This window comes from Kouleothrix sp. 19917 (assembly GCF_057073505.1).
In genome coordinates this window covers 6,092,426-6,118,209 of record NZ_CP097099.1, presented here as the reverse complement: position 1 = coordinate 6,118,209, position 25,784 = coordinate 6,092,426, and the positions used below count along the sequence as shown (strand labels likewise).

Here is a 25,784-nt window from a genome sequence, read left to right as displayed (position 1 = left end):
TGCCCGTTGTATGAAATAACGTATTTTCCAGAGTAATAATGCCTTCGTAACTCAACACTCAACATTCAACTTTCGAAACTTGCAACCTGCAAACTCGCCCGCTCACCCATTTGCGTCCTTTGCGCTCTTTGCGGTTCAAACATGCACCGGGCGCATCACCAGCAAGCCATCGCGCCGCTCGACCAGCATCGCAAAATCGAAGCGGTCGAGGTCGGTGGCGTAGCCGAGGTCGATGGCGGGGAACTCGGGGTGGGCCGGGTCGGCGAAAATCAGGCCGGGCGCGGAGTTGCGCACGCGCTGGAGAAAGGGCGTCGGGTCGGGCGCGTCGCCGGCCAGCAGCGCGGCCAGGTAATCTGCGCAGGCGGCATCCTCGTCGCCGTCGCGCTCGGGCGGGTAGATGCCAGTGACCACAAAAGTCACGCACTCGGGCGCGAGCTGCCGCACATAGCGCGCCGTCGCGCCAGCCACCACAAAGCTGCTGGCTAGCAGCGGGGCCGCGCCAATGCTGCGCACCACGCCCTGCGTGCCCGCGCTGGTGCGCTGGATAAAGCGCGCGCCCCTGAAATCGCGCCCAAACAGATCGCCGGGCGAGTTGCTGAAATCAAAGCCCCTGACGGGCAGGCCATCGACTTCGCCCATCACATAGCTGCCGGGGAAACGATCGCGCAGCGCCAGCGCTTCTTCCACTGTGCTGACCAGCAGGATCTCGGATGCGCCAGCGGCAAAGGCAAATGCCGCCGTGGTAAACGCGCGAATCACGTCGATCACGACCACCGCGCCGGTTGCGTCGCCGCAGGTGTCGTTGTCGGCGCGGGCAAATTGTATCGTCATAGAATTTCCTTACTTTCAGGCATTTGAGAACGTTTACCACCAAGGCACCAAGACACCAAGGTCATCAGGATGAATAAAACCTTGATTATTGTTTGAAACGAAATGATATTCAGGCTCTCTGCGAAATCTGCGTAATCTGTGGATTATTCATCATTCTGATGCTGCAAGATCATATTCCAGCAGCGGCAGCATGCGCCCGGCGATGCTCCCCGACGGCGTTGCGCCAGTGCGCCGCGCGCCCATATGCAGGTAGAACGGCTCGGCGTTGGGGTCGGCGGGGATGTGCATGGTGTGCGCGCCCAGCGCCCGCGCCTGCGCGGCGGCGTGCTCGAACAAGCGCCGGCCCGCGCCGCTGCCAATCGCCTCGGGCGCGACAAACAGCGCGTCGAGGGTGATGCGCGCGCCGCTGTGATGGGCTAATGTGGCGAAGCCCAGCAGCACCGCGCCCGCAGCCAGCACAAAAGTCGGGCAGCGCGCCAGGTCGGCCGGGGTGATCGCCATTTCGGGAATGCAGGCGCGCATGAAGGCGTGGTCGTAGCCCCAGAACGCCTTGGAGCGCAGAGCCAGCACGCTCAGGGCAGGCGCGTCGGCATCGGCGGCGGGGCGAATGATTGCGGCAGGGTTAATTGCCCTGCTCCATGCGCTCGACTGCATCTTTGGCTTCTTTTAACCCTGCGCCGGTGATCTCGCGATAGCGCTTGATCGCGGCGATTTTGTTGCCGCCGAACAAGATTGCGCGCACCTCGGCCATGTCGCCACGCGGGGTGGCTGGCGTGGCGGCGGGCTGGGCAGGCATTGCGCCGCCAACATCCCAGGCTTCGACCATGTCTTTGGCTTCTTTCAGGCCCAGCCCAGTCAGCTCACGCACCCGCTTGATCGCCGCGATCTTATTGCCGGCCTGCGCCAGCGCGCGCGCCTCGGCCATGTCGCCACGCGGGGTGGCTGGCGTGGCGGCGGGCTGGGCAGGCATTGCGCCGCCAACATCCCACGCTTCGACCATGTCTTTGGCTTCTTTCAGGCCCAGCCCGGTCAGCTCACGCACCCGCTTGATCGCTTCGAGCTTGCTGCCACGCGCCAGCAGCGCCACGATTGCCGGGCGCTCACTTTCGGGCAGCGGGCGCACGCTGCGCACCACGGCGGGCGGCGGAATGTCGAGCCGCAGCCGCCCAACGTCGTCGGAATTGCCCCAGGCGCGCCGCAGCATCAGCACGGCAAACGCCAGCACGAGCAGCGCACCCGCAATGACCAGCAGCCAGGTGGTTATGTCCATACGCCCTCCTTCAACCGCCAGTGTTGGGCCACAGAGGACACCGAGAACTCCGAGTTTTTGACTCTCATCCTCAGTCGCCTCTGTACGCTCTGTGGCTCAAGCGTTTTGCTCCTGGCTATAATCCGCGCGCCGAATCTCCACCATGTTGCTGTGGAAAGTGCTTTGCCCGGCCATATCGCCCAGCGCGTCGGGCGTGGTCCAGTTGATGTTGCGGCCACCGGGCGAGCGACTAGCCCACGGCCCCTTCGGCGCAACCGCCACGCCGGGCGGCACGTCGTCGGTGACAACGGCGCGCAGATCGCACCAGCCGCGCGCGCTGGCAACGCGCACCGTGTCGCCGTCGGCAATGCCGCGCGCGTCCGCGTCGGCCGGGTTGATCTCGACAAAGGGCGTGCCTTCTTTGGCCATCAGGCCGGGCTGGTTGGCGAAGCTGCTGGAAACGTAGTGGTGCGACGCGCCGGATATCAGCGTCAACAAAGGCGAAGCATCGCCTGCGGCGAGCGGTAGCCGGCTTGTAGTCGTGGGCGATGCTTCGCCCTTACTAGCCAGCTCCTCCGGCAGCGCGAAATCGGGCAGCGGGTCGAGGCCGTGGGCGCGCATGGCGTCGCAGCGCAGCTCGACCTTGCCGGAGGGCGTGGGGAAGTGCCCATCGGCGAAGGGCACGCGCTCGTGCTCGGCAAAGCTGAGCGGCACGGTTCCCTCGGCCTGCAGGCGCTCCAGCGTCACGCCCGCCAGGCGCGGGTTCGTCGCCCGCGTGGCGTCGATCACGCCGCGAAGCGCGTCCTCGGCCGATTCGTGCAGCCACGGCTCGGCGTAGCCCATTGCGCGGGCCAGCGCGCGCATAACATCCCAGTTGCTGCGGGCTTCGCCCAGCGGCGCAATCGCGGGCTGGTTGAACTGCAGGTTGCGATGGCCGTAGGCCTTGTGCAGGTCGATATGCTCAAGCTGGGTGGTGGCGGGCAGCACAATGTCGGCATAGCGCGCCGTGTCGGTCATGAACTGCTCGTGCACCACGGTAAACAGGTCGTCGCGCTGCAAGCCCTGCACGATCAGGCCGGCGTTGGGCGAGGACGTGACCGGGTTGGCGGCGAAGACATACAGCGCCTTGATTGGCGGGTCAGCGGCCTCGCCCGCCAGCGCCGCGCCCAGGCGGTTCATGTTGATCGTGCGCGGAACGGGCGGGCACTCGCTCGCGTGGCCCACCGCCTCGGCATCCCAGCGCACATAGCCGCTGGTGCTGTAAGCCAGCCCGCCGCCGCGCACGCCGTAGTGGCCGGCAACGGCGGGCAGGCAGCACAGGGCGCGGAAGGTTTGCCCGCCATTGCCGTGGCGCTGGATGCCGTCGGCAGTTTTCAGCAGCGCCGGCCGCGCCGTGGCGTAGCGCCGCGCCAGCGCGACAATTGTTTCGGCCGGCACGCCCGTGATCGCGGCCACGCGCTCGGGCGGGAACTCGGCGGCGCGCTCGCGCAGCTCGCGCCAGCCGAGGCTATGCGCTTCGAGCCAGGCTTCGGCGTGCAGGTTTTCGGCAAAAATGACGTGGATCAGGCCGAGCGCAAGCGCGCCATCGGTGGCGGGACGCGGGCGAATATGCTCGTCGGCGCTGCGGGCCGTCAGCGTGCGGCGCGGGTCGATCACCACCACATGCGCGCCGCGCTTCTGGGCCTGGCGCAGCAGCGGCATGAAGTGCGGGCCGGTGCTGGCCGGGTTGTGGCCCCAGATCAGCACCAATTCGCTCGCCAGCACGTCGGCCGGGTCGGGCGCCATGCGCGCGCCAAGCGTCGATTCCACCGCCAGCTCGGCAGCGGCCCCGCAGATCGCCCGGTCGAGGTCGCTCGCGCCCATGCGGTTCCACAGGCGCGCATTGCAGATGCCAAGCTGGAGCAGGCCGAGCGTGCCGCTGTAGGAATAGGGCAGAATCGCGGCCGCGCCATATTCGGCAACGATGCCCTGCCAGCGCGCCGCAATTTCGGCAATCGCCGCATCCCAGCCGATGCGCTCCCACTGGTCGCTGCCCTTGGGGCCAGCGCGCCGCAGCGGGTAGAGCAGCCGGTCGGGCGCATAAACGCGGCCGAGGTAGGGGCGCACCTTGGCGCACAGCCAGCCCTGCGTCACCGGGTGGGCCGGGTCGGCGCGAAAGCGCACGGCGCGGCCGGCTTGCACTTCGGTGATTGTCGCGCAGGTATCGGGGCAGTCGTGCGGGCAGGCCCCGCGCACAAGCGTGATCGGTTCGGTAGTCATGGCGCTCTCCGTCTGGCACAATTAAAAGTAGCATAGATCGAATAGCGCCTTTTGACAATTCCGCGAACATCTTCTATGGTGCGGGCGGCGGGAGCTTGAACCGCAAAGGGTGAAAGGGTGAGTTGAGCAGGCGGCAGTTGGCAGCTTAAACCGCAAAGCGCGCGAAGAACGCAAAGGGTGAAGGGTGGCAAGGTGAAGGGGTGAAGGGCGACAAGATGACAAGATGAGCGTTTATCCCAATCGCCAATCGTAAATCGTAAATCGGCAATCGTAAATCCTCCGTGCCTCCGTGTCTCTGTGGTGAAATATTCGGTCGTCGTTCGTCATCCCAAAAGGAGCAAATGTATGTCTTCCCCACGAACCGCGCAGGTGCGTGTCGACGCAAGCGCATGGCAGGGCGAACTGGCCCACAGCTGGAACTACATCGGCTACGACGAGATCAACTACACCACCACGCCCGAAGGCGAGGAGCTGCTGGCGAAGTTTATGGCGATGCAGGAAAAGCCGTATTTTGTGCGCCCGCACCACCTGTTCTGCACCGGCAACGGCCACGGCTTCTACAAGTGGGGTTCGACCAACGCCTATCTTGAGGACGACGACGGCACGCCGATCTACGACTGGACGATCGTCGATCAGGTGTTCGACACGATTCTGAAGTATAAGTGCAAGCCCTTCGTCGAACTGGGCTTCATGCCGCAGGATCTGGCCGACCCCGCGCATTACGACATCGGCGCAGATGCCTGGAACGGGGCGCAGTATCGCGCGACCGGCTGGGCCGTGCCGCCGAAGGATTACCAGAAGTGGTACAACCTGGTGTACGCGCTGGTGCAGCATTCCAAAGAGCGCTACGGCGAGGACGAGATTAATTCGTGGTACTGGGAGCTGTGGAACGAGCCGGACATCAGCTACTGGCGCGGCACGCCGGAAGAGTTCAACAAACTGTACGACTACACCGCCGCCGCCGTGCGCGCCGCCAGCCCAACCGCGCGCGTGGGCGGCCCGGCCACCACCAACCCGCGCCCCGACAGCCACGCCGCCGCCTACCTCGAAGGCTTCTTGGAGCACTGCGCGAACGGCACGAACGAGTACACCGGCGAAACCGGCGCGCCGCTCGACTTCATCACCTTTCACGTCAAGGGGGGAGGATACCGCGCCGACCCGCGCCACCGCAAACAAAATCCGCCGTCGGTCAAGCAGGTGCTGCGCGACACCAAAAACGGCTACGAGATCATCAGCAAATACCCGCAGTTTCAGGGGCTGGAATGCATTCTGTCGGAGATCGACCCCGACGGCTGGGCAGCGGGCGGCGCGCACGACAACGCCAACCTGAATTTCCGCAACACCGAGTATTACGCCAGCTTCACCGCCGCCGCGTTCGACAAGGTGAACCGCTTCGCCAAGCAGAACAATTGGGATCTGCGGCTGCTGACATGGGCGTTTATGTTCGTCGGCGAGCGGTGCTTCGAGGGTACGCGCGTGTTCTCGACGCAGGGCATCGACAAGGCGATCATGAACCTGTTCCGCATGTACGCGCAGATTGGCACGCAGCAGGTCGCGTTCGAAAGTTCCGAGGCGAAAAACCCGCTCGACTACGCCGACCACAACGGGCGCGGCGAGAAGCCCGACATCGCCGGATTTGCGGCGCTAAACGGCAGTAAAAAACTCGACGTGCTCGTCTACAACCACCACGACGACTGGGACATGCGCGAGGAATACACGGTCGAACTGGAAGTCGCCGGGCTGCCGTTCGCGGGCAAGACTGTGAAAGTCACGCACCAGCGCGTGGACGCCGAGCACAGCAACGCCTACGCCGAGTGGGTGCGCCAGGACAAACCGAACTACCCTGCGCCCGGCCAGCGCGCCGCGATCAAAGCGCGCGACGGGCTGGAGTTGCTGGAAGCGCCGCGCGCAGTCGAAACCGCCGACGGTACGCTGCGGCTCACATTCACCATCCCGGTGCATGGCATTTCGCTGCTGACATTCACTGCAATCGAGGAAACGGTATGAACACTCGCATGTATATCGACCGGCGCGAATCCGGCGTGACGACTGGCCCGATGATCACGGGCGCCGGACGCGAGCGTGTCGAGGAATTTGTGGCTGACGCGACGGCGCAGGGCGCACGGGTGGTGTGCGGCGGCGGGCGCGTGGATCGGGCAGGCTTTTTCCTTCAGCCCACACTGCTGTACAATCTGCACGACGATATGCGTGCAATGCGCGAAGAAGTGTTCGGCCCGGTCATGCTCGTGCGCGAACGTGGAATCGCTGGAAGACGCGCTGGAGCAAGCCAACGGCACGCCCTATGGCCTGGCTGGCTACGTGCTGGGCCGCGACATGTCCGCGCTCATCCGCGCCGCCGAGGGCTTGCGCTTCGGCATCGTCGGCGTGAACGACCTGACGCCGGCGACTGCGGAGGGGCCGTTCGGCGGTATGAAACAGAGTGGCTTTGGGCGCGAAAACTCGCAGGAAGGGCTGGCGGAATACCTGGAGACGAAGTTCGTGTCGATCGGGATTTGAGGCTTTTTAGAGGCCGAGGCAGTAGCGCACCGCTGCCTCGACTCGCTCCATTGCTGGCGCGTTAAGCGCTCCTGCTCGTCGGGCAGGGAAACGTTTGGCATCGATTGAGCGAATCTGGAAGCACAAAAAGACGCTTTCGAGCGTCAGACCACTTTCCGCTGGAGATACACGAACATTGGTGGGATAATCGCGCGGAACATTTGCGCCCTTGGTGCCGACAACGACCGTGACCACGAGCGGGAGGCGGTTAATCGCGTCAATCGAGAGCACGAGTACAGGGCGCTGACCAGCTTGCTCGTGGCCTTGAACGGGATTCAGATCGACAAAGAAAATGTCGCCGCGCTGTGGAACGTCATTGCTCACGCTCAAGTCCATCCATATCGGCGACAGCAAACTCCGCTTCGATCTGCTGAATTTCCTGCTGAATCGCTGGATCCACAGCCATTTCGGCGAGATCGAGATCAGATATTGGCAAAGGCGAAGCCTGCTTACGAATGCGCTGGGCCAGTCGCTCCATCAGCAAAAGCTGATCGGCGAAGGACAATTGCGCGATATCAGTCTCAATTCGTTCGAGCGTCGATACAGCCATATCCCGCTCCATTCCGCTATTTCTGACCATACGAGAGTCAGTGCAACTGAAGTATACCACACGACCTGAGCCGCAACAGAAAGCAGCACAATGAGCCCCAAAGGACTAGCCAACAGCCTGACCGAATACGGCGACAGCGAGTTCGCGCTGTACCTGCGGCGCTCCTTCGCCAAGGCGATGGGCTTCAGCGACGAGGCGCTCGGCAAGCCGGTGATCGGCATTCTGAACACCTACAGCGAGCTGAACAACTGCCACCGCCAGCTTCCGCAGGTCGTCGATGCGGTGAAACGCGGCGTGTGGCAGGCTGGCGGGCTGCCGCTGGAGTTCCCGACGATTTCGCTTGGCGAAGTATTCCTGTCGCCCACCAGTATGCTCTATCGCAACCTGATGGCGCTGGACGTCGAAACGATGCTGCGCGCCCAGCCGCTCGACGCGGTGGTGCTGACCGGCGGCTGCGACAAAACGCTCCCCGCGCTGCTGATGGGCGCGGCCAGCGCGGGCGTGCCTGCCATCGCCGTAATCGCGGGGCCGATGCTGGCGAACCAGTACCAGGGTGAGCGCATCGGCGCGTGCACCGACTGCCGACGCTACTGGGCGATGTACCGACGCAGCGAGATCGACCGCGCGCAGATCGGCGATGTCGAGGGTCGCCTCGCCCCGACGCCGGGCACCTGCGGCGTGATGGGCACCGCCAGCACCATGGCGTGCATCACCGAGGCGCTGGGGATGACGCTGCCCGGCGGCGCGGCGATCCCCGCCGTGTACGCCGACCGGATGCGCCACGCCGAGGAGGCGGGCAAGCATGCCTGCCGCCTGGCCGAGTCGCGGCTGACGCCCGATCAGATTCTCACACCCGGCGCGTTCGACAACGCCCTGCGCGTCCTTCAGGCAGTCGGCGGCTCGACCAACGCCGTAATTCACCTGACGGCGATTGCCGGGCGCGTCGGCATCAAGCTCGATCTAGAGCGCCTGAACGAGCTGGCCGAAACCACGCCGGTGCTGATCGACCTCAAACCGACCGGCGAAGGCTACATGGAAGATTTCTACCGCGCTGGCGGCATGCCCGTGCTGATGCAGGAACTGAAGGGTGTGCTGAACCTCGACGAGCGCACCGTGACGGGCCAGAGGTGGCGCGAGGTCTTGGACGTGCCGCACACGTTTCCGCACTGGCAGCGCGTCGTGCGGCCCTTCGCCGAGCCGTTGCAGCCGCAGGGCGCGCTGCTGGCGCTACGGGGCAACCTGTGTCCCGACGGCGCGGTGATCAAGCGCTCGGCGGCGACGCCCGCGCTGCTCAATCGCACCGGGCGCGCGGTGGTGTTCACCTCGCTCGACGACCTCGCGGCGCGCATCGACAGCCCCGAACTCGACGTGACGCCTGACGACTTTCTGGTGCTGCAAAACGCTGGCCCGCTTGGCGCGCCCGGCATGCCCGAAGCGGGCTATCTCCCCATCCCGAAAAAGCTGGCCGGCGTCAAGGACATGGTGCGCATTTCCGACGCGCGCATGAGCGGCACCGCCTTCGGCACGATTGTGCTCCACGTCACGCCGGAAGCGGCAGCGGGCGGAAACCTGGCGCTGGTGCGCGACGGCGACCAGATCGAGTTGAGCGTCGACCGGCGCGAACTGAATCTGCTGGTCGATGACCGCGAACTGGAGCGCCGCCGCGCCGAACTGCCGCCGCGACCTGCGCCGCCCGCGCGCGGATACGAGCTGCTATATCAGCAGCACACACAGCAGGCGAATCTGGGCGCGGATTTCGACTTCCTGCGCCATCCGTCGTTGCGCTGACAGGAGTTTGAACCGGGGAGACACGGAGGCACGGAGGTTGAAACCGGCCAGAAAATGGCACCACAGAGACACAGAGGGCACAGAGATTTTTAGAGTTGCTTTCCTTCCCCAGTGTCCTCAGTGCCTTAGTGGTTCATCCTCTCATCACCCCACTGGGCGAAAACACTTTCAGGTTGCGCCTGCCGCACCCTTCTTTTCCTCTTTCTGCTGCCCCGCATTTAATGGCCCGCTTCTTGCAGCAGGTGGCGCGTCTAGGAAACCAGGCCACCACAAAGCCAATAACTGATTTGTAACTATTTGCAGCGACACTAGAGCCATCACAGGCACGCTATTGGTTTGTGTTATTCGCGCTGATCGGAACAAGGGCGTTTACGGTTAGCCAGGCGGCGCATTTTGCGTCGACGGCGACTCATGAGGTGAAGCGATGGATATTATTCTTCTCGGACCACCCGGAGCCGGCAAAGGGACGCAAGCACTCGCCATTGAGCATCACGTTGGGGTAAAGCATATCGCCAGCGGCGACCTGTTTCGTGCGGCGATCAAGGAAGGCACACCGCTCGGCAAGCAGGCGCAGGGCTATATGAGCCGCGGCGAACTGGTGCCCGACGAGCTGGTGATCCGCATGATCATCGAGCGGGTGACGTGCGACGATTGCGCCGATGGCGTGCTGTTCGACGGTTTCCCGCGCACTGAGGCGCAGGCGGCCGCCCTCGACACCGCGCTGCGCGAACATGGCCGCCAGATCGACACGGTGCTGTTTCTGAATGTGCCCGGCGACGTGCTGCTGAAGCGCATGGCTGGCCGCCAGATGTGCGCCACCTGCGGCGCGATCCACAATATTTACTTCTTTCCTTCCAAGCGCAATGGCATTTGCGACGCCTGCGGCGACGCGCTGTATCAGCGCAGCGACGACAATCTGGAAACTGCGCGCCACCGCCTGGAAGTGTATTTTGCGCAGACTCGCCCGCTGATCAGCTACTACCGCAGCCTGGGCAAGCTGGTCGAACTCGACGGCCTGCGCCCGATTGACCATGTCACCGAGGCGATGCTCGAATCCTTAGGTGTGCTGCAAACGCTGGAGCGCGCTGCATAGGCGTGAGAATCGACGCGGCACCGGGTTGGGGCCTCCATCCACCCGGTTTTCCCGCGCGTCATTATAAAAAGGCGGGTGCCTGCGCGGCGCCCGCCTTTTGTGTGGGCAGGGCCAGGAACCGCACAAGGGTTTGGGGTCTGGGGTTTTGGGATTGGGCCAACAATCTGCGAACTTGCAAACTTGCAACATTCAAACCTGCAACTCAACCCTCCGTGCCTCCGTGGTGAATTTTACAGCAAAGCAAAAACGCGGGCGCAGCACCTGCCACGCCCGCGCAGTGAAAAGGGTCGATTAGCTCACAGCCGGCTGGCCGTGCATGCCATTATTGTCCTCGGTCGCCCGGTCGGCCAGTTGCGTCAGCACCGAAGGCGCGAGCGGCGTCTGGCTTTCCCAGCCGGTGCGATTAAAATCGCCGCTGAAGTCGTCGGTGGGCGCGGGCAGGAACCAGTTGATTGCCTTGAGCGCGCCCGACATTGCGTGCGGGAACAGCGCCTGCAAGGCCGCCAGCGCCTTGGCCTGGAACGAAATCACCAGCTGCGGCGAACCTGCACGCGCGGCCTCAACAATCTGGCGCGCGGCCGTCTGCGCATCGGTTGAGCTAACGGGCAGCGCGTCGATAATCGAGAACCATGTGAACTCCTTGCCATGCTGGCCCTTGAACATCGCATTGAAATGCGAGCCGGTGCGCATCAGGCCGGGGAACACCGTGGTGACGCTAATGCCGTCCTTCGCCAGCTCGGCGCGCATGCCGTCGGAAAGGCCGGCCAGCGCAAACTTGCTGGTGGTGTAGGGCACCAGGTGCGGCACCGCTACCTTGCCGCCAATCGACGAAATGTTCACGATGCGGCCCTGGCCCTGCCGGCGCATGTGCGGTGCGGCGGCGCGCATGGTGTAGAGCGGCCCCCACATATGCGTCGCCAGCGCATCCTCGAAGTCGGTGGTCTGCATATGCTCGACCGGGCCGGCCTGAATCACGCCAGCGTTGTTTACCAGCACGTCGATGCCGCCATAGCGCGCCACCGCCCGCTCGATCGCGTTCGCGGCTTCGCGCTCGTCGCGCACATCGCAGGTGAAGGCCAGCACGTCTGCGCCGCTGGCAGCCAGCTCCTGGCGGGCCTGCTCAAGCTCCTCGCTGTCGCGCGCCACCAGGGTGAGCAGCGCGCCCTCGGCGGCAAATTCGCGCGCCAGCACCAGGCCCAGCCCACGCGATCCGCCGGTGATCAGCACCGACTTGCCGCGAAAATCGTATGGCAGCGGCGGGTTCAGGCGCCGGCGCACAACCGCCACGCCCGCCCCGGCGGCGGCCAACAGTGCAAGTTTCGTCAGGAATTTCATTGCGTTTCTCCTTACAATATGCAGGCGAGAAAGCAAGTATTGGGCCATGCTATGGCTTCAGCACAACCTTGATGCAGCCGTCGTCCTTGTGGCTGAACACATCATAGCCCTTGGCCGCGTCGTCGAGCCGCAGGCGGTGCGTGATCACAAACGATGGGTCGATATCGCCGCGCTGGATGTGATCGAGCAGTTTGGGCAGGTATTTATGCACATGGGTCTGGCCCATCTTGAAGGTCAGCCCTTTGCTGAAGGCCGCGCCGAGCGGCACTTTGTCGAGAAAGCCGCCATACACGCCCGGGATCGAGACGGTGCCGCCCTTGCGGCAGGCCATGATCGCCTCGCGCAGCGCGTGCGGCCGGTCGGTCGCCATCCACGCCGCCGCCTTCACGCGATCATACATGGCGTCGATGCTGGTGCCGTGCGCTTCCAGCCCGACCGCGTCGATCACGGCGTCGGGGCCGCGCCCGCCGGTCATTTCCTTCAGGCGCTCAAGCGTCGATTCTTTCGCGAAATCAATTGTTTCGACCTCGCCGCCTTTTTGCGCCAGCGCCAGGCGCTCGGGCACTTCGTCGATGGCAATCACGCGCTCGGCACCAAGCAGCAATGCGCTACGAATAGCGAACTGGCCGACCGGCCCGCAACCCCACACGGCTACGGTGTCGCCGCGCTGGATGTTGCAGTTTTCGGCAGCCATATAGCCCGTTGGGAAGATGTCGGAAAGAAACAGCACCCGCTCGTCGTCCAGACCTTCGGGTATTTTGATCGGCCCAACGTCGGCATAGGGCACGCGCACATACTCGGCCTGCCCGCCAGCGTAGCCGCCCATCATGTGCGAGTAGCCAAACAAGCCCGAGGCCGACGCGCCATACAGCTTTTCGAGCATCCAGGCGTTCGGGTTTGAGTTGTCGCACAGCGACCACATCTGGTTCTTGCAGAAGAAGCAGTTGCCACAGGCGATGGTAAATGGCACTACCACGCGATCGCCAATCGCAAGGTTGCGCACCTCGCTGCCCAGCTCAACCACCTCGCCCATAAACTCGTGGCCGAGGATATCGCCAGACTCCATGGTCGGAATATAGCCGTCGTACAGGTGCAGATCCGAGCCGCAGATCGCAGTGCTGGTGACTTTGATAATCGCGTCGCGCGGGTTCAGGATGATGGGATCGGGCACGGTTTCGACGCGCACATCATACTTGCCGTGCCAGCATAAGGCTTTCATACCTGCTCCTTCGCGCCGATCTCGTTTTCGTCTTCGGTCGTGCCGCCGATCCAGCCGGGCGCGTCGCTCGCCGGGAACGACTCGTCCAAGGCTTCGTCGACGATGGATTGCGTGGCGCTGCTGGCCTCGGCTGGGGCGGGCTGGCCGGGCGCGGGTGAAGGCTCCAGCAGCGCGCCAAGCAGCGAGCGCTGGCCGTTCGGCTGGCCGGCCGTAGTCGGGATCTCGCCCGCTTCCACAATATTGCGCAGCCGCCGCAGGTCGCCTTCGATCTGCTGGCCGGGTGCCTCGCCAAACAGCGCCGCCACTGCCGCGCCGAGTGGGCCAGCCGGCGGGTCGTAGCTCAGCTCGACATGCACAATCGTGCCGCGCTCGGCGGGCGCTTCCTCGAAGCGCACCGTGCCGCTGTTCGTCACCTGCGCGCCCGGCAGCGAGCGCCAGCTCAGCAGTTGGGCCGGCTGGTCCTGCGTCAGCTCGGCATCCCACTCAACGTGTGTGCCAGCCGGGCCATTCGCCACCCAGTGCGAAAAGCGCTTGTCGTTTTCGCGCACTTCCTGCAGGTGCTTCATGAAGCGCGGCAGGTTTTCGAAGTTGCGGAAGAAGGCATACACCTCTGCGGGCGGGCGCGCGATGCCGATGCTCTTCTGCACGCGGATCGGGCCGCGCTGCGGGTTGGCGCTGCTCAGGCCCAGCTGGTAGTAAACCGGGCAGTGGGCAGTGGCGCCGCGATACAGCAGCGTGCCGCCCAGCAGCACCATGCCCAGCCCGCCAAACGAGCGGTTGCGCATGCCGCCCAGCAGCAGCCAGGGGCCGGCGATCACGCCCGCCAGCCGCTCGTAAAAGCCAACATTGCGCACAGCGTTTGAGGTTGCATAATATGGTCGTTTCATAGCAATCGCTCCTTTCTAGCCGCGCAGCAGCGACTCCGCGCCGTCGATCCAGATTTCGGTGCCGGTGATATGGCTGGCCGCGTCGGAGGCCAGGAACAGCACCAGGTCGGCCACTTGCGCGGCGGTGCCGGGCTTGCCACCGGTGAGCGGCTGCGAGCCTTCGGGAAACTCGGCCGGGATGCGGACTTTGTCGAGATCGCGCTGCTCGGTGTTGTCGTCGATCTCAGTTTCGATCGCGCCCGGGCAGATCACATTCACGCGCACTTTTTGCGGGGCCAGCTCAAGCGCGAGCATTTTGGTCATCGCCACCTGCGCGGCCTTGGTGGAAGAATAGGCAGTCGCGCCGGTGTTGCTGAAAATGCGCGTGCCGTTCACCGACGCAGTCACGATCACTGAGCCGCCACGCCGCTTCAGATAGGGCGCAGTATATTTGATCGTCAGAAAGGTGCCGGTCAGGTTGATGTCAATGGTTTTCTGCCATTCTTCAGGCGTCAGCTCCTCGATCGGTGCCCACACGCCATTGATGCCGGCGTTCGCAAACACGATGTCAATGCGATCCCACGCTTCGATTACTTCGGCCGCCGCGCGCTCCATATCGGCGGGCCTGGAAACATCGGCTTGCACGACCATTGCCTCGCCGCCAGCCCGCTTGATCGCATCGACGGTTTTTTGCAGCTCGTCGGGGGTGCGGCCCAGCGCGGCGACACGCGCGCCAGCCTTGGCCAGGGCAAGCGCGGCGGCCTTGCCAATGCCCGAGCCCGCGCCAGTAATAAGGGCGACTTTATTCTCCAGTTGCATGGAATTTCTCCTCTCTTCTCGCGCAACTCCTAGCACGGAATGTGCCGTTGGCGCACCAAGAAAGAACGCGCAGACTGGGAAAATAAAGACGCCACCGCGTGATGGCGCCATTGCCCGGAAATATTGCTTTATTCCTGTGACCTTAATAAACATAGGGAACCTGGACAATCCACAGATTACGCAGATTGCACAGATGAGGGTTTGAAAAGTAATACGACAATCTGTGAAATCTGTGGATGGTTTCGCGCTATGTTCGGTAGCCGTAACGCGCAACATACTGGTTCAGCTCGTTCTGGCGGGCGGTGCGCTCGGCCTGGAAGGCGGCGTACTGCTCGGGGGCCAGGCGGGCCAGAATGGCGGCAAAATCCTTCACACCGTCGCTGCCTTGCTGGTTGCGCAGCGGGCAGCCCTGCTCGTTATACTCTTGTGTTTGCATAGCCGTACTCGTTTTTCAGGCCGTGGGCGAGAATGCTGCGCGGGCCAGAACGGGGCACCGAGCGAGTGTGACGAACGACCACAGCTTTACTACCGAGTGTCAAAGCAAATTGCTTGCCACAAATATTCCGGGCAGCAGAAAGCCCGGGATGCACGCACCCCGGGCTGTATGTTCCGTTCGCAGCAAAAAGCCTAGCTGGCGTCACCCTTCATTTCGGCCGAGCGCGCCGCAGTGGCCCAGGCATACAGCCGCGCCACCACCACCGTGAGCACCAGAATGGACACTGAAATGGCAAACTTCACCAGGTCGTTGATCTCGACGCCGGTGACTTCCTGCAAGATCAGCTCGCCGCCAATTGCCACCAGCAGCAGGTAGGCGGCATGCTCAAGCGCCGGCTCCCAGGAAATCAGGCGGGTGAAGAGCGTTGCTGCAAAGCGAATAACGACAATGCCAATTGCCACGCCAGCGATTACGACCCACAGGCGCTCGGAAAGTGACACCGCCGCCACCACATTGTCGAGGCTAAACGCCAGATCGGCCAGCTCGATGGTGAGCACAACACTCCAGAAGCCCTTGCTGGCCTTGGGCGCGGGCGGGTTTTCGGGGTTGGCGCGCTGCTGCTGGTGGTGCTGCAGCCGGTCGATGAAATGCTTCACCGCGAGGTAGATCAGGTAGAGCGCGCCGAGAATTTGCATCCACGGGTTGCGAATGATAATGCTTGCCAGCGCCAGCATCAGGATGCGCCCGGCATAGGCACCAAACAACCCCACTTTCAGCGCCGCCTCGCGCTGCGAGCCGAGAATACGGTCGAAACGGCTCATGACGGGCTTGAGGGCAGCCGGCCAGGGGGTAGGCAGATCTTTCGGCAGGCGCGTCACCATGGCGCCAATCACCGCAGCATTATCGATAGAAAGAATACACTCAAGAAACACGAGCTGTGCAATGATCGTAATTATGCCAAAGTCCACATTGGTCCTCGCTTCCGGGAAGGCCGGCGCAGGTGCTGGCCGACATACCGATAGGGCAGCGCGCCCGATTACTCCCAACGCCGCTGCAACGCGGCCCGCTCCGCATATTGTAGCGCGAAGCCAGGGCAATGCTCGCCACACGGCTTACGACTCTATTACAGCAAGCAAAGTCTATGCCTGTGTTCTGGTGCCTATTATAGCCCTATTCAAAACGTGTGGTTCAGGCGCCAGCAGGCCCGTGGCCCTGTGAATCGCTCTTTTTACCTGTGCGATACCGGCAAATGAGCGCGCCAGTAGCAGATTGCGGCCTCTGCTATAATGGGTGCACACCCATCACGCGCCGCTCGCGCTGCCGGGCATTCGTCCCGCTAGCCGCACACGAAAGTTCAAGCCATGGCCGAGTTCAACCCGGTGCTTGTGAAAGAGCTGCGTGGCCGCATGCGCGGGGCACGCGCCTTTGTGCTGCTCACCATCTACCTGCTGATCCTGAGCGGCGTGTCGCTGCTGTTTTACGCCGCCATTGCCGATGTGTCGGCTTCCGACCTGAACAGTGGGCGCACAATTGGCAAAAGCCTGTTTCTGCTCATCGCCGCAGTCGCGCTGATTGAGGTCTGCATCATCACCCCGGCGCTCACTGCGGGCAGCATCGCCGGCGAGCGCGAGCGCCAATCGTACGATCTGCTGATCGCCTCGCTGCTTTCGCCCTGGCAGATTGTGTGGGGCAAGCTCGCGGCGGCGCTGTCGTTCGCGCTGCTGCTCATCCTCGCAATCGTGCCAATGATGAGCCTGGCCTTTCTGTTTGGTGGCGTGAGCCTGACGGAAGTGCTGATCGCGCTGGCCGGCCTGGTCACAACGGCATTCTTCTATGCCTCGATTGGCGTGTTCTGGTCGGCGGCGCTGCGCACCACGCTTGGCGCAAACAGCCTTGCGCTCGGCAGCGTCATCCTGATGCTGCTTGGCATTCCCTTTATTGCGCTGATGTTCACGCTAATCTTTGGGCGCGAGCTTTCGCCCGAATGGATCAACTCACTCGTGTTTAAGTTCGCAGCAGGCGCGTTTCTGTATGTACACCCGTTTATCGCGCTGCAAATGACCGAGTTACAGATCAGCGGCGGCGAAAGCGCATTCTACACACGCGTGCCGCTTGGCCCCGATGCAGCGGGCGGCATTCTGGTGCCCAGCCCGTGGATCGTCTACATTTTGCTGGCGCTGCTGTGCAGCACAGTGCTGGTGCTGCTGACGATGCGGATGCTGCGCCCAACGCCCGAAGGGCCGCGCCGCCCGCGTGAGCCGAAACGGCGTGCAGAGGCCGAGTAGCGGCATACTGGCCAAAACGGAAGGACGAAGGCGCGTGCCTTCGTCCTTTTTGTTTTCTGTTTGGGTGCGCTAACGCTGCGCGCCCACCGCCAGCACCTGCACAGGCCGCACTTCGCGCAATCGGTTGAGCGCATCGCTGGCGGCCTCGTGCACCGTCACCTCGTCGTCCTCAACGGCGCGGGTGAGCGCCTCAAGCACGTCGGGCGTGGCGGCGGCAAGGCCAATGCGCCCAAGCGCCCGGGCGGCGGCTTCGCGCGCATAGGCGTCGGAGTCGCCAAGCAGGCAGGCAAGATTTTTGATCAGCATCGGCGCGCTGACCATGTCGCCCAGTTCGCCCAGCACCAGGGCAGCCGCCGAGCGCACAAAACTGTCGTCGCTAAACATACAGCCCGAAATCTGGTCGAGCAGTTGCGGCGAGGTCAGGTGTTCGCGCAGCATGCCGGTTGCGCGGGCAGCCGCAACGCGTGTTTCGGCATCGGAGTCGTTCAGGGCCACGCGCACCAGCGTTTTTTGCAGCAGCGCGCCGGGCGGCTCGGCGATCAGGCCAAGCATGCGGGCGGCGGCGGCGCGCACATGCGCGGCACTGTCGGTCAGGCCATCGTGGATGAGCACCAGGTCGGCGGGGGTGTAGCGCCCTTTGCGGCTGCGCAGTGCGCGCAGTGCATCCGAGCGCGTTTGCCAGCCTGGGTCGCTCAGGGCGCGGCGCAGCTGGGCAAACTCGCTGGCGAAAAACTCAAGGTCGCGGTCGAGCGTGATGCGCACCCATTCTTCGCGGCTGCCGTTCAGGCGCTGCCGCACCAGCGCAATGGTTTGCAGCTCCAGCAGCAGTTGCTCGACGGTGATGCGCAGCTCGCGGCTGGCGCGCAGCTCGCGGTCGACCTGCGCAGCCGACTGGTAGCGCAGGCGGGTGGCGCGCTGCACAATCTGGTCGGCGCCGGGGGTGTGGCTGATCGCGGCGAGCGTGAGCACTGCGGCGATGGGCTCGTGCTGGAAGGCTTCGAGAAAAGGCGCGAGCGTGCGGGCCACCAGGTAGGCAAGCAAGGTCGGCGCGCCGGCAAGCTGCATTTCCTGCCGGGGGTTGCGCGCAAAACCATTCAGTTGGTCGGCAATCTGCCGTCGCCAGGTGGCTTGATCAAACATCGCCTTTTCCAGCGGGAATAGTGGGTGGCACAGCGCGTGCGAGCGTTCTTCCCTTCCGAAAATTATAGCACGTAGTGCCAAGCGATGGGCGCGCCTGAGTTAACGGATGCGTTACATTCGCCCTTTGGCGCGAAGCGAGGATTTTGCCGCATTCTGATGCGGTGCGGTTCGTGAAGAAAGATGAACGAGCGATGTCTGCCGCGCGCCGAAGCTATTCGCTGTGGCGAACAAAAATTGGCGCGGGGCCAAGCGCAAACGAGAGCTTGCCATCGGCGGCGGCGGCGCTGCTGGCCGCGCCCGCGATGCTGGTAACGACGCCACTGGCGGCGCGGGTGCGGATGGCGGCGCGCAGCCCCGTGGGCGACCACAGCACGTCGACGTAGGTGCTGCCCTGGCGCAGTTGCATGTCGAAGGCTTCGGGCCCGCTCAGCGCGATCATGTCGTCCAGCACAATCGAGCCGCTGCCAGTAAAGGTGTCGTCGCCGTCATCGAGCACGATTGCTGCCAGGCGCGCGGGGAAATCGACCCGGCTGTTGCCGCCGCTGCTGATGCGGTTCCAGGGCGCAACCGTGCCGCCAATCGGCGCTTCGAGCAGGCGCCAGCCGGGCGGGCCAACCGTGCCAAGTGTGAACTGGAGCAGCTCGCCCTCCGCATCCTGCAGCCATATTTTGAGCGCATGGCCCGAGCCGTCGCCATTCACCCACAGGCCGAGCGCGTATGGTTCGCCAGGGATCGCGGCCGGCCGTTCGCGCCGAAACACCACATAATCATTGACGGGGGTGGGGAAGTTGTAGCTCAGGCGCGCCCCCGCCTGCCCGCTGTGCGTGCTGACATAGGTTGGCGCAAGCGTGCCGTTGGGCTGGTCGCCGCGCCGCCAGGTGCCAAGCGTTTCGAAATCCAGCACGCCCGTGCGCTCGAACAGGTCGCGCAAGGCCACAAACTCGGTGCCGGCGGTTTGGCGCGCGAGTGTTTGGAATGCGTAGTAGGCCGGCTTCAGGCGGCTGTAGTCGGCGCGACCGCTGCCCAGCGCAACCAGCCCGTAGGGGTTGTTGACATCGTCTTTCAAGGTGTACCAGAAGATCCGCTCGACGCCTGAGCGCCACAGCAGCAGCATGGCGCGCACCAGCATGTTGGCCTGCCCCGGCTCGTCGAGCGTGCCAACGTCGTCGTGGTCGCTCCGCCCGCTGGCCCAGCCCACTTCGGTCACCCAGATCGGGCGCGGCCCCCACTGCGCCGCAAGCGCGCGCACGCCATCGGCGGCGGCGGCGAGGTTGCCGCTTTCGGGCGTGGCCGGGTCGACATAGGGGTGGATGGCGAGGATGTCGAAGCTGCCCCACGCGCCAGCCTGCGCAAGCTGCCGCAGAAATGTCGTACTGAAGGGGTTGATGCCGCCGAGCAGGATCTTCGCGTCGGGCGCAGCGGCGCGAATGGCGCTGCTGGCGCGATTCAGCAGCAGCGCGTAGGCAGCCGGGTCGGGCGCGGGCTTCCAGAACAGAGGATTATCGGGCTCGTTCCAGATTTCCCAGTGGTGGATGTAGCGCCCGTAGCGCTGCGCCGCCGCCGCCGCAAAGGCCGCAAATGCCGCCGGGTCGGGCGCGGCGAACGACAGGTCATAGGGCGTGTCGTTTGGGTCGGGTGTGGCCCAGCCGGGCGGGTGGCCCAGCACCGCGACGATCTTGATGTCGCGCTGGAGCAGGGCGCGAAATGCTGCGTCGGTGTAGCTCCAGTCCCAGGTGTCGGGCGTGGGCTGCACGCGCTGCCACTGGATGTCTTCGCGCGCCCACGCCGCGCCAGACTGCGCCACCAGGTCGGCAGGGATGCTCATATCGGTGCTGGTGTAGCGGCTGGCGAGGTGGGTGTTCAGGCCAAAGGGCGTTTCGGCCAGCTCGGTGGGCAGCGGCTCGCCCTCGGCTGGTGCGGGGCGGGGCACCACAATCCAGCCGATCAGGATCAGAATGATGAGCAGGATGTTCGTTGGGCGATGAGGCACTGGGCTTCCGTTACTTGCGGGAGGGTGCACGTAGCGGGATTATAGTTCAGCGGCAGGCGCGTGTCGAGCGCGGGCGGGTGACGATATCGTCACATTTGGCTGAACCGCGCTGCGCCTACCAGAAGCCTTCGTGTACGGCACGCGCCTCTTCTTCGAGCAGCGGGCCACGCACGGCAACAGTGCGCCGCCCATGCGCAAAGACCTCGCGGCAGCCCAGCATGAGCGAGTCGTTGTCGGGGTTATGGGCGGTGAGCGCCAGCAGCTGCTCTTCCGAGCAGGCGTAGACCACCCGCCCGATGCCGGCCCAGTAGATCGCGCCCGCGCACATGGGGCATGGCTCGGTGCTGGTGTAGAGCGTGCATGCGGCCAGATCTTCGGCGTTCATCTGCTGCGCGGCAATGCGCACAAGGTTCGATTCGGCATGGCCAGTGACGTCGCGCTCGGTGACGACGGTGTTCTCGGCGGCGAAGAGCTGCTGCCCCTGCGGGCCGACCAGCACCGCGCCAAAGGGGTGGTTGCCACGCGCGCGGGCGCTGGCGGCGGCGACGATGGCCGCGCGCAGGTGGAGAATATCGGGGTCTTCGGTTTCCATAAGCTCCTCAAAGGACGAAGGACGAAGGACGAACGGAAATTTTACCACAGAGACACAGAGGCACGGAGGTTTTAGAATTTACGATTGACGATTGACGATTGACGACTTGCGGCATCCTGAGTAGGCCGGAGGCCGTATCGAAGGGTGTCGCTAGTTCACCCCTTCATCTTGTCATCGTGTCATCGCTTGTATCTCACCTCTGCATCCTTTGCGGGTCAAACTCCCGCTACGGGGTGGCAACCACAAAGTCGGCGGCGGGGGTAGCGGCCTGCGCGCCAGCGGCGCTGCGGGCGATTGTGGCGGGCGCGTGGTAACGTCCAGCCGCGCCAAGCCGGAAGGTATATTCGTACTGGGCGATGCCCGGGCCAAGCTGCGCGACGGTGAAAATCAGGCTGGCGGGCGCGCCAAGTGCGCCAAGTGCGCCAGGCGGGGCGCCGAGCAGCGTGGCGCTGGCGGGCAGCGATTCGGTGATGCTCAGGGCGGGCACGGCGGCGGGCGCAACGACCGTGATGCGGGCGCGCACAAGCTGGCCGGGGCGCAGCGCGGCCAGGTCGAGCGGGCGGCCAGTCTGGGCGTCGTGGTAGTCGCGCGCGATGGCGAGGCCGCGATTGGCGGGCGCTGGCACGGCGTTGGCGATAATCGGAAGCTCGATTGGTTCGGTTTGAAACAGTGCTCCTTCAACCCTTACGGTAACTGTGCCCCGAATGCCAGCGGCGTCGATCGCACGGGTACGCCAGATGAAGAGGTGCTGCGCGCCGGGCGCAAGCGTGGCCTGCTGGCTGGTTTCGCTTGGGTTGCTCAGCTCCAGGCCGGCGACGCTGAGCTGCGCGCCGACGGTATGCGTGACGGCGTCGGTGTTGCGGGCGCGCGCCAGCAGCAGCACCTCGTCGCCGGGGCGGGCAGCGGGCGGCGCAAGCAGCGCAAGGTCGACCGGCTGCGAGATCGGCAGGGTCGCGCGCGCTTGCCCGGCGCGGTCGGCGCTGGCAGCCCACACCTGTGCGATGGCAAGCGCCGGCTCATCGGGTAATTTGAGCGTGACCGTCAGCACGCCGCTGGCATCCGTGCGCAGGCCAGCGCGCCATGCGCCCGGCGGCTCGGGCGGGGTGGCGATGGCACGGGCCGCGCCGGGCAGCGCTGCCGCTGCGAGACTCGGCGGCGCACCGCTTTGCAATGCGGCAGGGAGCACGCGCAGCGCCGCCTCAATTGGCGCGGAAGCTGGCGGGCGGGCGCCGCCCAGCGCCAGAATTATGTCGGCGGGCACGCCCTCGCCATTCGAGTCGGTGGTGGTGATGGTGAGCGTGGCGGTGCCGCCGGGCAAGTAGGCGGCGCGGTCGGCGGCAATGGCAAGCTGCAGTGTTGCGCGCTCGTTGCTGATCGGCAGGTCGGTGGCGGCGCTGGGCAGCGGCGCAGGCGTGGCTGCCGCTGGCGCATTCGCAGCGCCCGTGGCGATCAGGGCGCGCACCGCAACCGACGCGCTGGCATCGGTGGGCAGCGTGAGCGTGAAAGGCTGGCCAGCGCGAATGGTGCGGGTTTCGGCGCGCGGGCCGGCAGTGCTGCCCCAGGTCAGCAGCACGGTTGCATCATTCTGCAAGCCGGCCAGCAAGAGCGTGGCGGTTTCGCCGGGGCGGTAGCTGGCGCGGCCGGCCACCAGCAGCGGCTGCTCGTTTGGCAGCGCGCCCCAGGCGGCAAAACCCGGCGCGCTGGCCCAGGCCGAAGCGGCGCTGTAGGCAGCATTGTCCGCGCTTTCGGGCGTACTGACGCGCAGGCGGTAGGCACCGCCGCGCGGCAGTGTGAGCTGCACGCGCGCCCGGCCATCCGCGCCCGAAACGGCGCTGCGCGTGAAGGCAATGCGGTCGCGCGGCACCCAGGCGGCGCTGCCCGGCTCGGCTGCTTCCCAGCTGCGTGTGTACACCTCGAGGCGGATGGGAGTGCGCGGCGCGGGCTGGCCGGCAGCGTCGAGCGCCAGCAACTCAATCGGGCTGGGCCGGCCAACCGCGAAGATCTGGCTGGGCAAGGCCACGCCAGCCGAGCGCTCGGCCGGGGCGACGCTAAACTCGCCTGCGCCGATGCCGGTTGCGCCGCCTGGCCCGCTGGCCTCGGCCACGAGTCGGTAGCGCAGCGGCACATCGGCCAGGTCGGCGTCGGAAATCGAGAGGGTGAACCGACCATCGGCGTCGCTCTGGGCCACGCCGCTGCGCGCCTCAATTGGCGCAGTGCTGCGCTCGCCATCGCCAAACACAAATTCGCCCGCGCCGGCAAAAGGTTCGCGCTCGGCCAGCAGCGTCCATGTGATCGGCGCGCCGGCCAGCGGCAAGCCCTCGGGCGTTGATACTTCTACCTGCGCCGTTATGTCATCTCCGCCGACGAGCGCGCCGGGAGTTTGCACATCGACACGCAGGGGCGCAGCGGGCGGCGGCTGCACAGCCACGCGCACAATCGCGCTGCCCGTGCCGGCGCGGGCGCTGATGGTGTACGTTCCAGCAACCGCATCGGCGGGCAGCACCACGCTTGCAGTAAAAATGCCAGTTGCGGCGGGCTGCGCAGTTTGCTGGTAGGCGCGGCTGCCATCCGGGCCGGTCGCTACCACGTTGATACCGGGGAAAGCGCCCACCTGCGCGTCGCGCACAAAGCCAGCCAGCTGCACGGTTTCGCCGGGCGCGTAGGCGGCACGGTCGGCGGCGAGGAACAGGCGCGGCTGCGGGCGGGGCCGCCCGGGCGGCAGAGAAGCTGCGCCCGGCTGCTGGCCGCCAGCAATTGCCGTATAGCCTTCCGCGCCAGCCAGCCCAGTAAATGCAGCCAACCCCTGCGCGTTGGTTGTTGCCTGCTGCACCAGCGCGCCGCCCTGGTAGAGCGCAATCGGCAGGCCGGCCAGCGCCTCGCCAGTGGTGATGTCGGTGGCCCACACCTGCGCCGCGCCAGCGCCGCTGGCTTGCTGCCCGGCCACGGCGCTCAGCCGCGCGCGCGACACCAGCAGCACAAGGTCGGCGTGTGGCCCTTCCAGCGTGCGCAGGCGCAGGTAGTAGATGCCTGGGGCCAGTGGCTCGCCGCCCTCATTCTTCAGCGGCAGGCGCTCTTCAACCGGCGTATTCAGCGGGTCGCTCAGGGCGGTGCGCCAGGTGCGAAGCTGCTGCTGGCCGTAGCGCTCGGGCTGGAAGCTCGGCCAGTCTTCGGCGCGGAAATCAAGCAGGCGCACCAGCGTCGGCTCGTCGAGCTGGTAGAGATCGAACTGGATCGATGAAAGATTGGTGCGCCGCAGCAGCACGCCATCGGTCGCATCGGGCGGCACCTGGGCGAGGTTGCCTTGCAGCTCGGGAAGCTCCAGCGCCGGGCCGGCTGGCGCGGTGACAAAGCGCATCTGGTACGGCTGGCCCAGCGCGATTCCGTTGCGGTCGGTCAGGTCGGCGGGCAGGGTGAGCGTGTAGACCGTGGCGGCGCGCAGGTCGGCGCTCATACGCACCTCGGCGGCGCTGGCGCTCACACGCACATTTGGCGCGGGCGGGTCGAGCACGAGCGCCGCTTGCACGGCGTCGCTGTCCATCGGCGTGGTGAAGACCAGGCGCACTTCCTGGCCGTTGGGCAGCGTTTGGCCTTCGCCCGGGAAGCGCGCCGTCAGTGTCGGGCGTGGCGCGGTGCGGAAGCGCCACTGCGCTGGCTCAATCAGCGGCGCGCTTTCGGCTGAATCGGCGCGCAGTGTGCCAGTGTAGGTCGTGTCGGCGCGCAGCGGTGTGTCGGGCGTGAATGTGACGCGCTGCCGCCCATTGGGCAGCGTGGTAGTAGCAAACGCGCCACTGATCGTCGGCGAAATTTGGAGCGTGGCGCGCAGGGAGTCGAGTTCGAGCGGCTGCGAAAGCGTGATGGCGAGCGTTGCATCGGGCGGCACCAGGCGCGCGCCATTGGCGGGATCGAGCACCAGCACGCGTGGCGCGGCTGTGCTGAATTCCCAGCTATACGCGCTGCCAAGCTGCCCGCCATTGATGTCGGCCAGGGTCGCTTCCAGCGTGGCGCGGTAGCGCGTGCCAGCGTGCAGCGGCGAGGATGGGCGAAACAGCACGGTGGTGGTATCGAGCCAGGTGGCCTGCCCGGCCAGCGGCGGCTCGAAGCGCAGCGCCGGCAGCGCGCCGGGTTGCTGAAGCGCGTCGGGGCGCACAATTTCGCGGCTGAAGCTCAGGCTGATCGGGCTGTCGAGCGGCACGTTGGCAGTGCCATTGGCGGGCAGCGCCGCGACAACGGCGGGGGCCTGGGCGGTACGAAAGCGCAGTTCGAGCGGCTCGGGCAAGGCGCGAAACCGCTGGTTCAGCGCATCGCGGCTGAGTGTGATCTGGTAGTCGGTGGCGGGGCGCAGCGGCTCGGTGGGCGAAATCGTGAGCGTGGTTCGGCTGGCATCCCAGGTTGATTTCCACGCCAGCGGCGGGCTAATCGCAAGCGCCGCCTCGACGCTGGGCGCGTTCATCGCCTGATCGAAATGAAGCTGGATCGCGGCGCGGGTGGCAACATCGGCGGCGCCATTGGCGGGCACAGCCGAACGCAGCGCGGGTGGCGCGGCGAAGATCGGCAGCACGGCGCGCAAGGCCAGCAGCACGCCGGCAAGCGCAACAGTAACCACCAGCAATCCCGTCCAGATGCGACCAGCCCAGCGCAGGATGCGCACGAACGCTCCTTTGCAACGAGCGCGCGCGTGGAAACCCCACGGCGGCGCGCCATCGCGGCTGCCAGCGAACGCGGGTTAGTATAGCACGAGCGCACCGGCACGCAAAGCTGGGCGGGAAACGCGAGGTT

21 protein-coding genes and 3 pseudogenes are annotated in these 25,784 nt (G+C 65.3%); 6 read left to right on the top strand and 18 right to left on the bottom strand.

Going from position 1 to position 25,784, the window contains the following annotated elements; all coding sequences use genetic code 11:
- Nucleotides 1–135: 135 nt before the first annotated feature.
- The 6 genes and pseudogenes from M1P90_RS24700 to M1P90_RS24675 all read right to left on the bottom strand — a co-directional run bounded on the left by M1P90_RS24700 (nt 136) and on the right by M1P90_RS24675 (nt 4,339).
- Complete coding sequence (locus M1P90_RS24700; RefSeq protein WP_483698189.1) at nt 136–831, bottom strand: 2-phosphosulfolactate phosphatase; 696 nt, start codon at nt 829–831, stop codon at nt 136–138.
- A gap of 150 nt (nt 832–981) precedes the next feature.
- Nucleotides 982–1,485 (bottom strand): GNAT family N-acetyltransferase, encoded by a 504-nt coding sequence (locus M1P90_RS24695; protein ID WP_483698188.1) that lies wholly within the window; start codon nt 1,483–1,485, stop codon nt 982–984.
- Nucleotides 1,454–1,582, bottom strand: coding sequence for a ribosomal protein L7/L12 (locus tag M1P90_RS24690; RefSeq protein ID WP_483704686.1), 129 nt, complete (start codon nt 1,580–1,582; stop codon nt 1,454–1,456). The genes M1P90_RS24695 and M1P90_RS24690 overlap by 32 nt, the downstream gene beginning before the upstream one ends.
- 66 nt (nt 1,583–1,648) lie before the next feature.
- Nucleotides 1,649–1,819 (bottom strand): annotated as a pseudogene (locus M1P90_RS24685) (ribosomal protein L7/L12); the annotation flags it as partial.
- A 12-nt stretch (nt 1,820–1,831) separates the two neighbouring features.
- A pseudogene (locus M1P90_RS24680) lies at nt 1,832–2,035 on the bottom strand (ribosomal protein L7/L12); the annotation flags it as partial.
- Nucleotides 2,036–2,197: 162 nt separating this feature from the next.
- Entirely contained in the window at nt 2,198–4,339 is a 2,142-nt protein-coding gene (locus tag M1P90_RS24675) for a molybdopterin-containing oxidoreductase family protein (RefSeq protein ID WP_483698187.1), read from the bottom strand.
- A gap of 345 nt (nt 4,340–4,684) precedes the next feature.
- On the opposite strand from M1P90_RS24675, the gene M1P90_RS24670 reads away from it, so the two are divergent.
- From M1P90_RS24670 to M1P90_RS24660, 3 genes and pseudogenes are all read left to right on the top strand, one after another.
- Nucleotides 4,685–6,346, top strand: a complete 1,662-nt coding sequence (locus M1P90_RS24670; RefSeq protein WP_483698186.1) for a GH39 family glycosyl hydrolase — start codon at nt 4,685–4,687, stop codon at nt 6,344–6,346.
- Nucleotides 6,343–6,576, top strand: a pseudogene (locus tag M1P90_RS24665) (aldehyde dehydrogenase family protein); the annotation flags it as partial. The gene M1P90_RS24670 and the pseudogene M1P90_RS24665, both read left to right, overlap by 4 nt.
- A gap of 19 nt (nt 6,577–6,595) precedes the next feature.
- On the top strand, nt 6,596–6,856 hold the full coding sequence (locus tag M1P90_RS24660) for an aldehyde dehydrogenase family protein (RefSeq protein ID WP_483698185.1): 261 nt from the start codon (nt 6,596–6,598) through the stop codon (nt 6,854–6,856).
- A gap of 6 nt (nt 6,857–6,862) precedes the next feature.
- Here the strand turns inward: M1P90_RS24660 and M1P90_RS24655 are convergent, their stop codons facing one another.
- Both M1P90_RS24655 and M1P90_RS24650 read right to left on the bottom strand, forming a co-directional pair.
- On the bottom strand, nt 6,863–7,219 hold the full coding sequence (locus tag M1P90_RS24655; protein ID WP_483698184.1) for a type II toxin-antitoxin system PemK/MazF family toxin: 357 nt from the start codon (nt 7,217–7,219) through the stop codon (nt 6,863–6,865).
- A complete protein-coding gene (locus M1P90_RS24650) occupies nt 7,209–7,445 on the bottom strand; it encodes a hypothetical protein (protein ID WP_483698183.1) in 237 nt (78 codons plus the stop codon). The genes M1P90_RS24655 and M1P90_RS24650 overlap by 11 nt, the downstream gene beginning before the upstream one ends.
- 90 nt (nt 7,446–7,535) lie before the next feature.
- Between M1P90_RS24650 and M1P90_RS24645 the strand changes: the two genes are divergently transcribed.
- Both M1P90_RS24645 and M1P90_RS24640 read left to right on the top strand, forming a co-directional pair.
- Entirely contained in the window at nt 7,536–9,233 is a 1,698-nt protein-coding gene (locus M1P90_RS24645) for an IlvD/Edd family dehydratase (protein WP_483698182.1), read from the top strand.
- A gap of 424 nt (nt 9,234–9,657) precedes the next feature.
- Nucleotides 9,658–10,326 (top strand): adenylate kinase, encoded by a 669-nt coding sequence (locus tag M1P90_RS24640; RefSeq protein ID WP_483698181.1) that lies wholly within the window; start codon nt 9,658–9,660, stop codon nt 10,324–10,326.
- A 291-nt stretch (nt 10,327–10,617) separates the two neighbouring features.
- Here M1P90_RS24640 and M1P90_RS24635 read toward each other — a convergent pair whose 3' ends face one another.
- The 6 genes from M1P90_RS24635 to M1P90_RS24610 form a co-directional block, all read right to left on the bottom strand.
- Entirely contained in the window at nt 10,618–11,661 is a 1,044-nt protein-coding gene (locus M1P90_RS24635) for an SDR family NAD(P)-dependent oxidoreductase (protein ID WP_483698180.1), read from the bottom strand.
- A 49-nt stretch (nt 11,662–11,710) separates the two neighbouring features.
- On the bottom strand, nt 11,711–12,880 hold the full coding sequence (locus tag M1P90_RS24630; RefSeq protein WP_483698179.1) for a zinc-dependent alcohol dehydrogenase: 1,170 nt from the start codon (nt 12,878–12,880) through the stop codon (nt 11,711–11,713).
- Entirely contained in the window at nt 12,877–13,767 is an 891-nt protein-coding gene (locus M1P90_RS24625) for an SRPBCC family protein (RefSeq protein WP_483698177.1), read from the bottom strand. The genes M1P90_RS24630 and M1P90_RS24625 overlap by 4 nt, the downstream gene beginning before the upstream one ends.
- Nucleotides 13,768–13,782: 15 nt before the next feature.
- On the bottom strand, nt 13,783–14,565 hold the full coding sequence (locus M1P90_RS24620) for an SDR family oxidoreductase (protein ID WP_483698176.1): 783 nt from the start codon (nt 14,563–14,565) through the stop codon (nt 13,783–13,785).
- Nucleotides 14,566–14,812: 247 nt separating this feature from the next.
- Nucleotides 14,813–15,001 (bottom strand): hypothetical protein, encoded by a 189-nt coding sequence (locus M1P90_RS24615; protein ID WP_483698175.1) that lies wholly within the window; start codon nt 14,999–15,001, stop codon nt 14,813–14,815.
- Between the two features lie 191 nt (nt 15,002–15,192).
- Complete coding sequence (locus M1P90_RS24610; RefSeq protein ID WP_483698174.1) at nt 15,193–15,969, bottom strand: TerC family protein; 777 nt, start codon at nt 15,967–15,969, stop codon at nt 15,193–15,195.
- Nucleotides 15,970–16,362: 393 nt separating this feature from the next.
- Here M1P90_RS24610 and M1P90_RS24605 point away from each other — a divergent pair, with 393 nt between their 5' ends.
- The gene (locus M1P90_RS24605; RefSeq protein ID WP_483698173.1) at nt 16,363–17,286 is read left to right on the top strand and encodes an ABC transporter permease; all 924 of its coding nucleotides are present in this window, start codon (nt 16,363–16,365) and stop codon (nt 17,284–17,286) included.
- A 69-nt stretch (nt 17,287–17,355) separates the two neighbouring features.
- Here M1P90_RS24605 and M1P90_RS24600 read toward each other — a convergent pair whose 3' ends face one another.
- From M1P90_RS24600 to M1P90_RS24585, 4 genes are all read right to left on the bottom strand, one after another.
- The gene (locus M1P90_RS24600; RefSeq protein WP_483698171.1) at nt 17,356–18,426 is read right to left on the bottom strand and encodes a HEAT repeat domain-containing protein; all 1,071 of its coding nucleotides are present in this window, start codon (nt 18,424–18,426) and stop codon (nt 17,356–17,358) included.
- A 211-nt stretch (nt 18,427–18,637) separates the two neighbouring features.
- Nucleotides 18,638–20,416, bottom strand: coding sequence for a glycosyl hydrolase (locus M1P90_RS24595; RefSeq protein WP_483698170.1), 1,779 nt, complete (start codon nt 20,414–20,416; stop codon nt 18,638–18,640).
- A gap of 115 nt (nt 20,417–20,531) precedes the next feature.
- Complete coding sequence (locus tag M1P90_RS24590) at nt 20,532–21,008, bottom strand: nucleoside deaminase (RefSeq protein WP_483698168.1); 477 nt, start codon at nt 21,006–21,008, stop codon at nt 20,532–20,534.
- Nucleotides 21,009–21,234: 226 nt separating this feature from the next.
- Nucleotides 21,235–25,656, bottom strand: coding sequence for an Ig-like domain-containing protein (locus M1P90_RS24585; protein WP_483698167.1), 4,422 nt, complete (start codon nt 25,654–25,656; stop codon nt 21,235–21,237).
- Between the last annotated feature and the right edge of the window lie 128 nt (nt 25,657–25,784).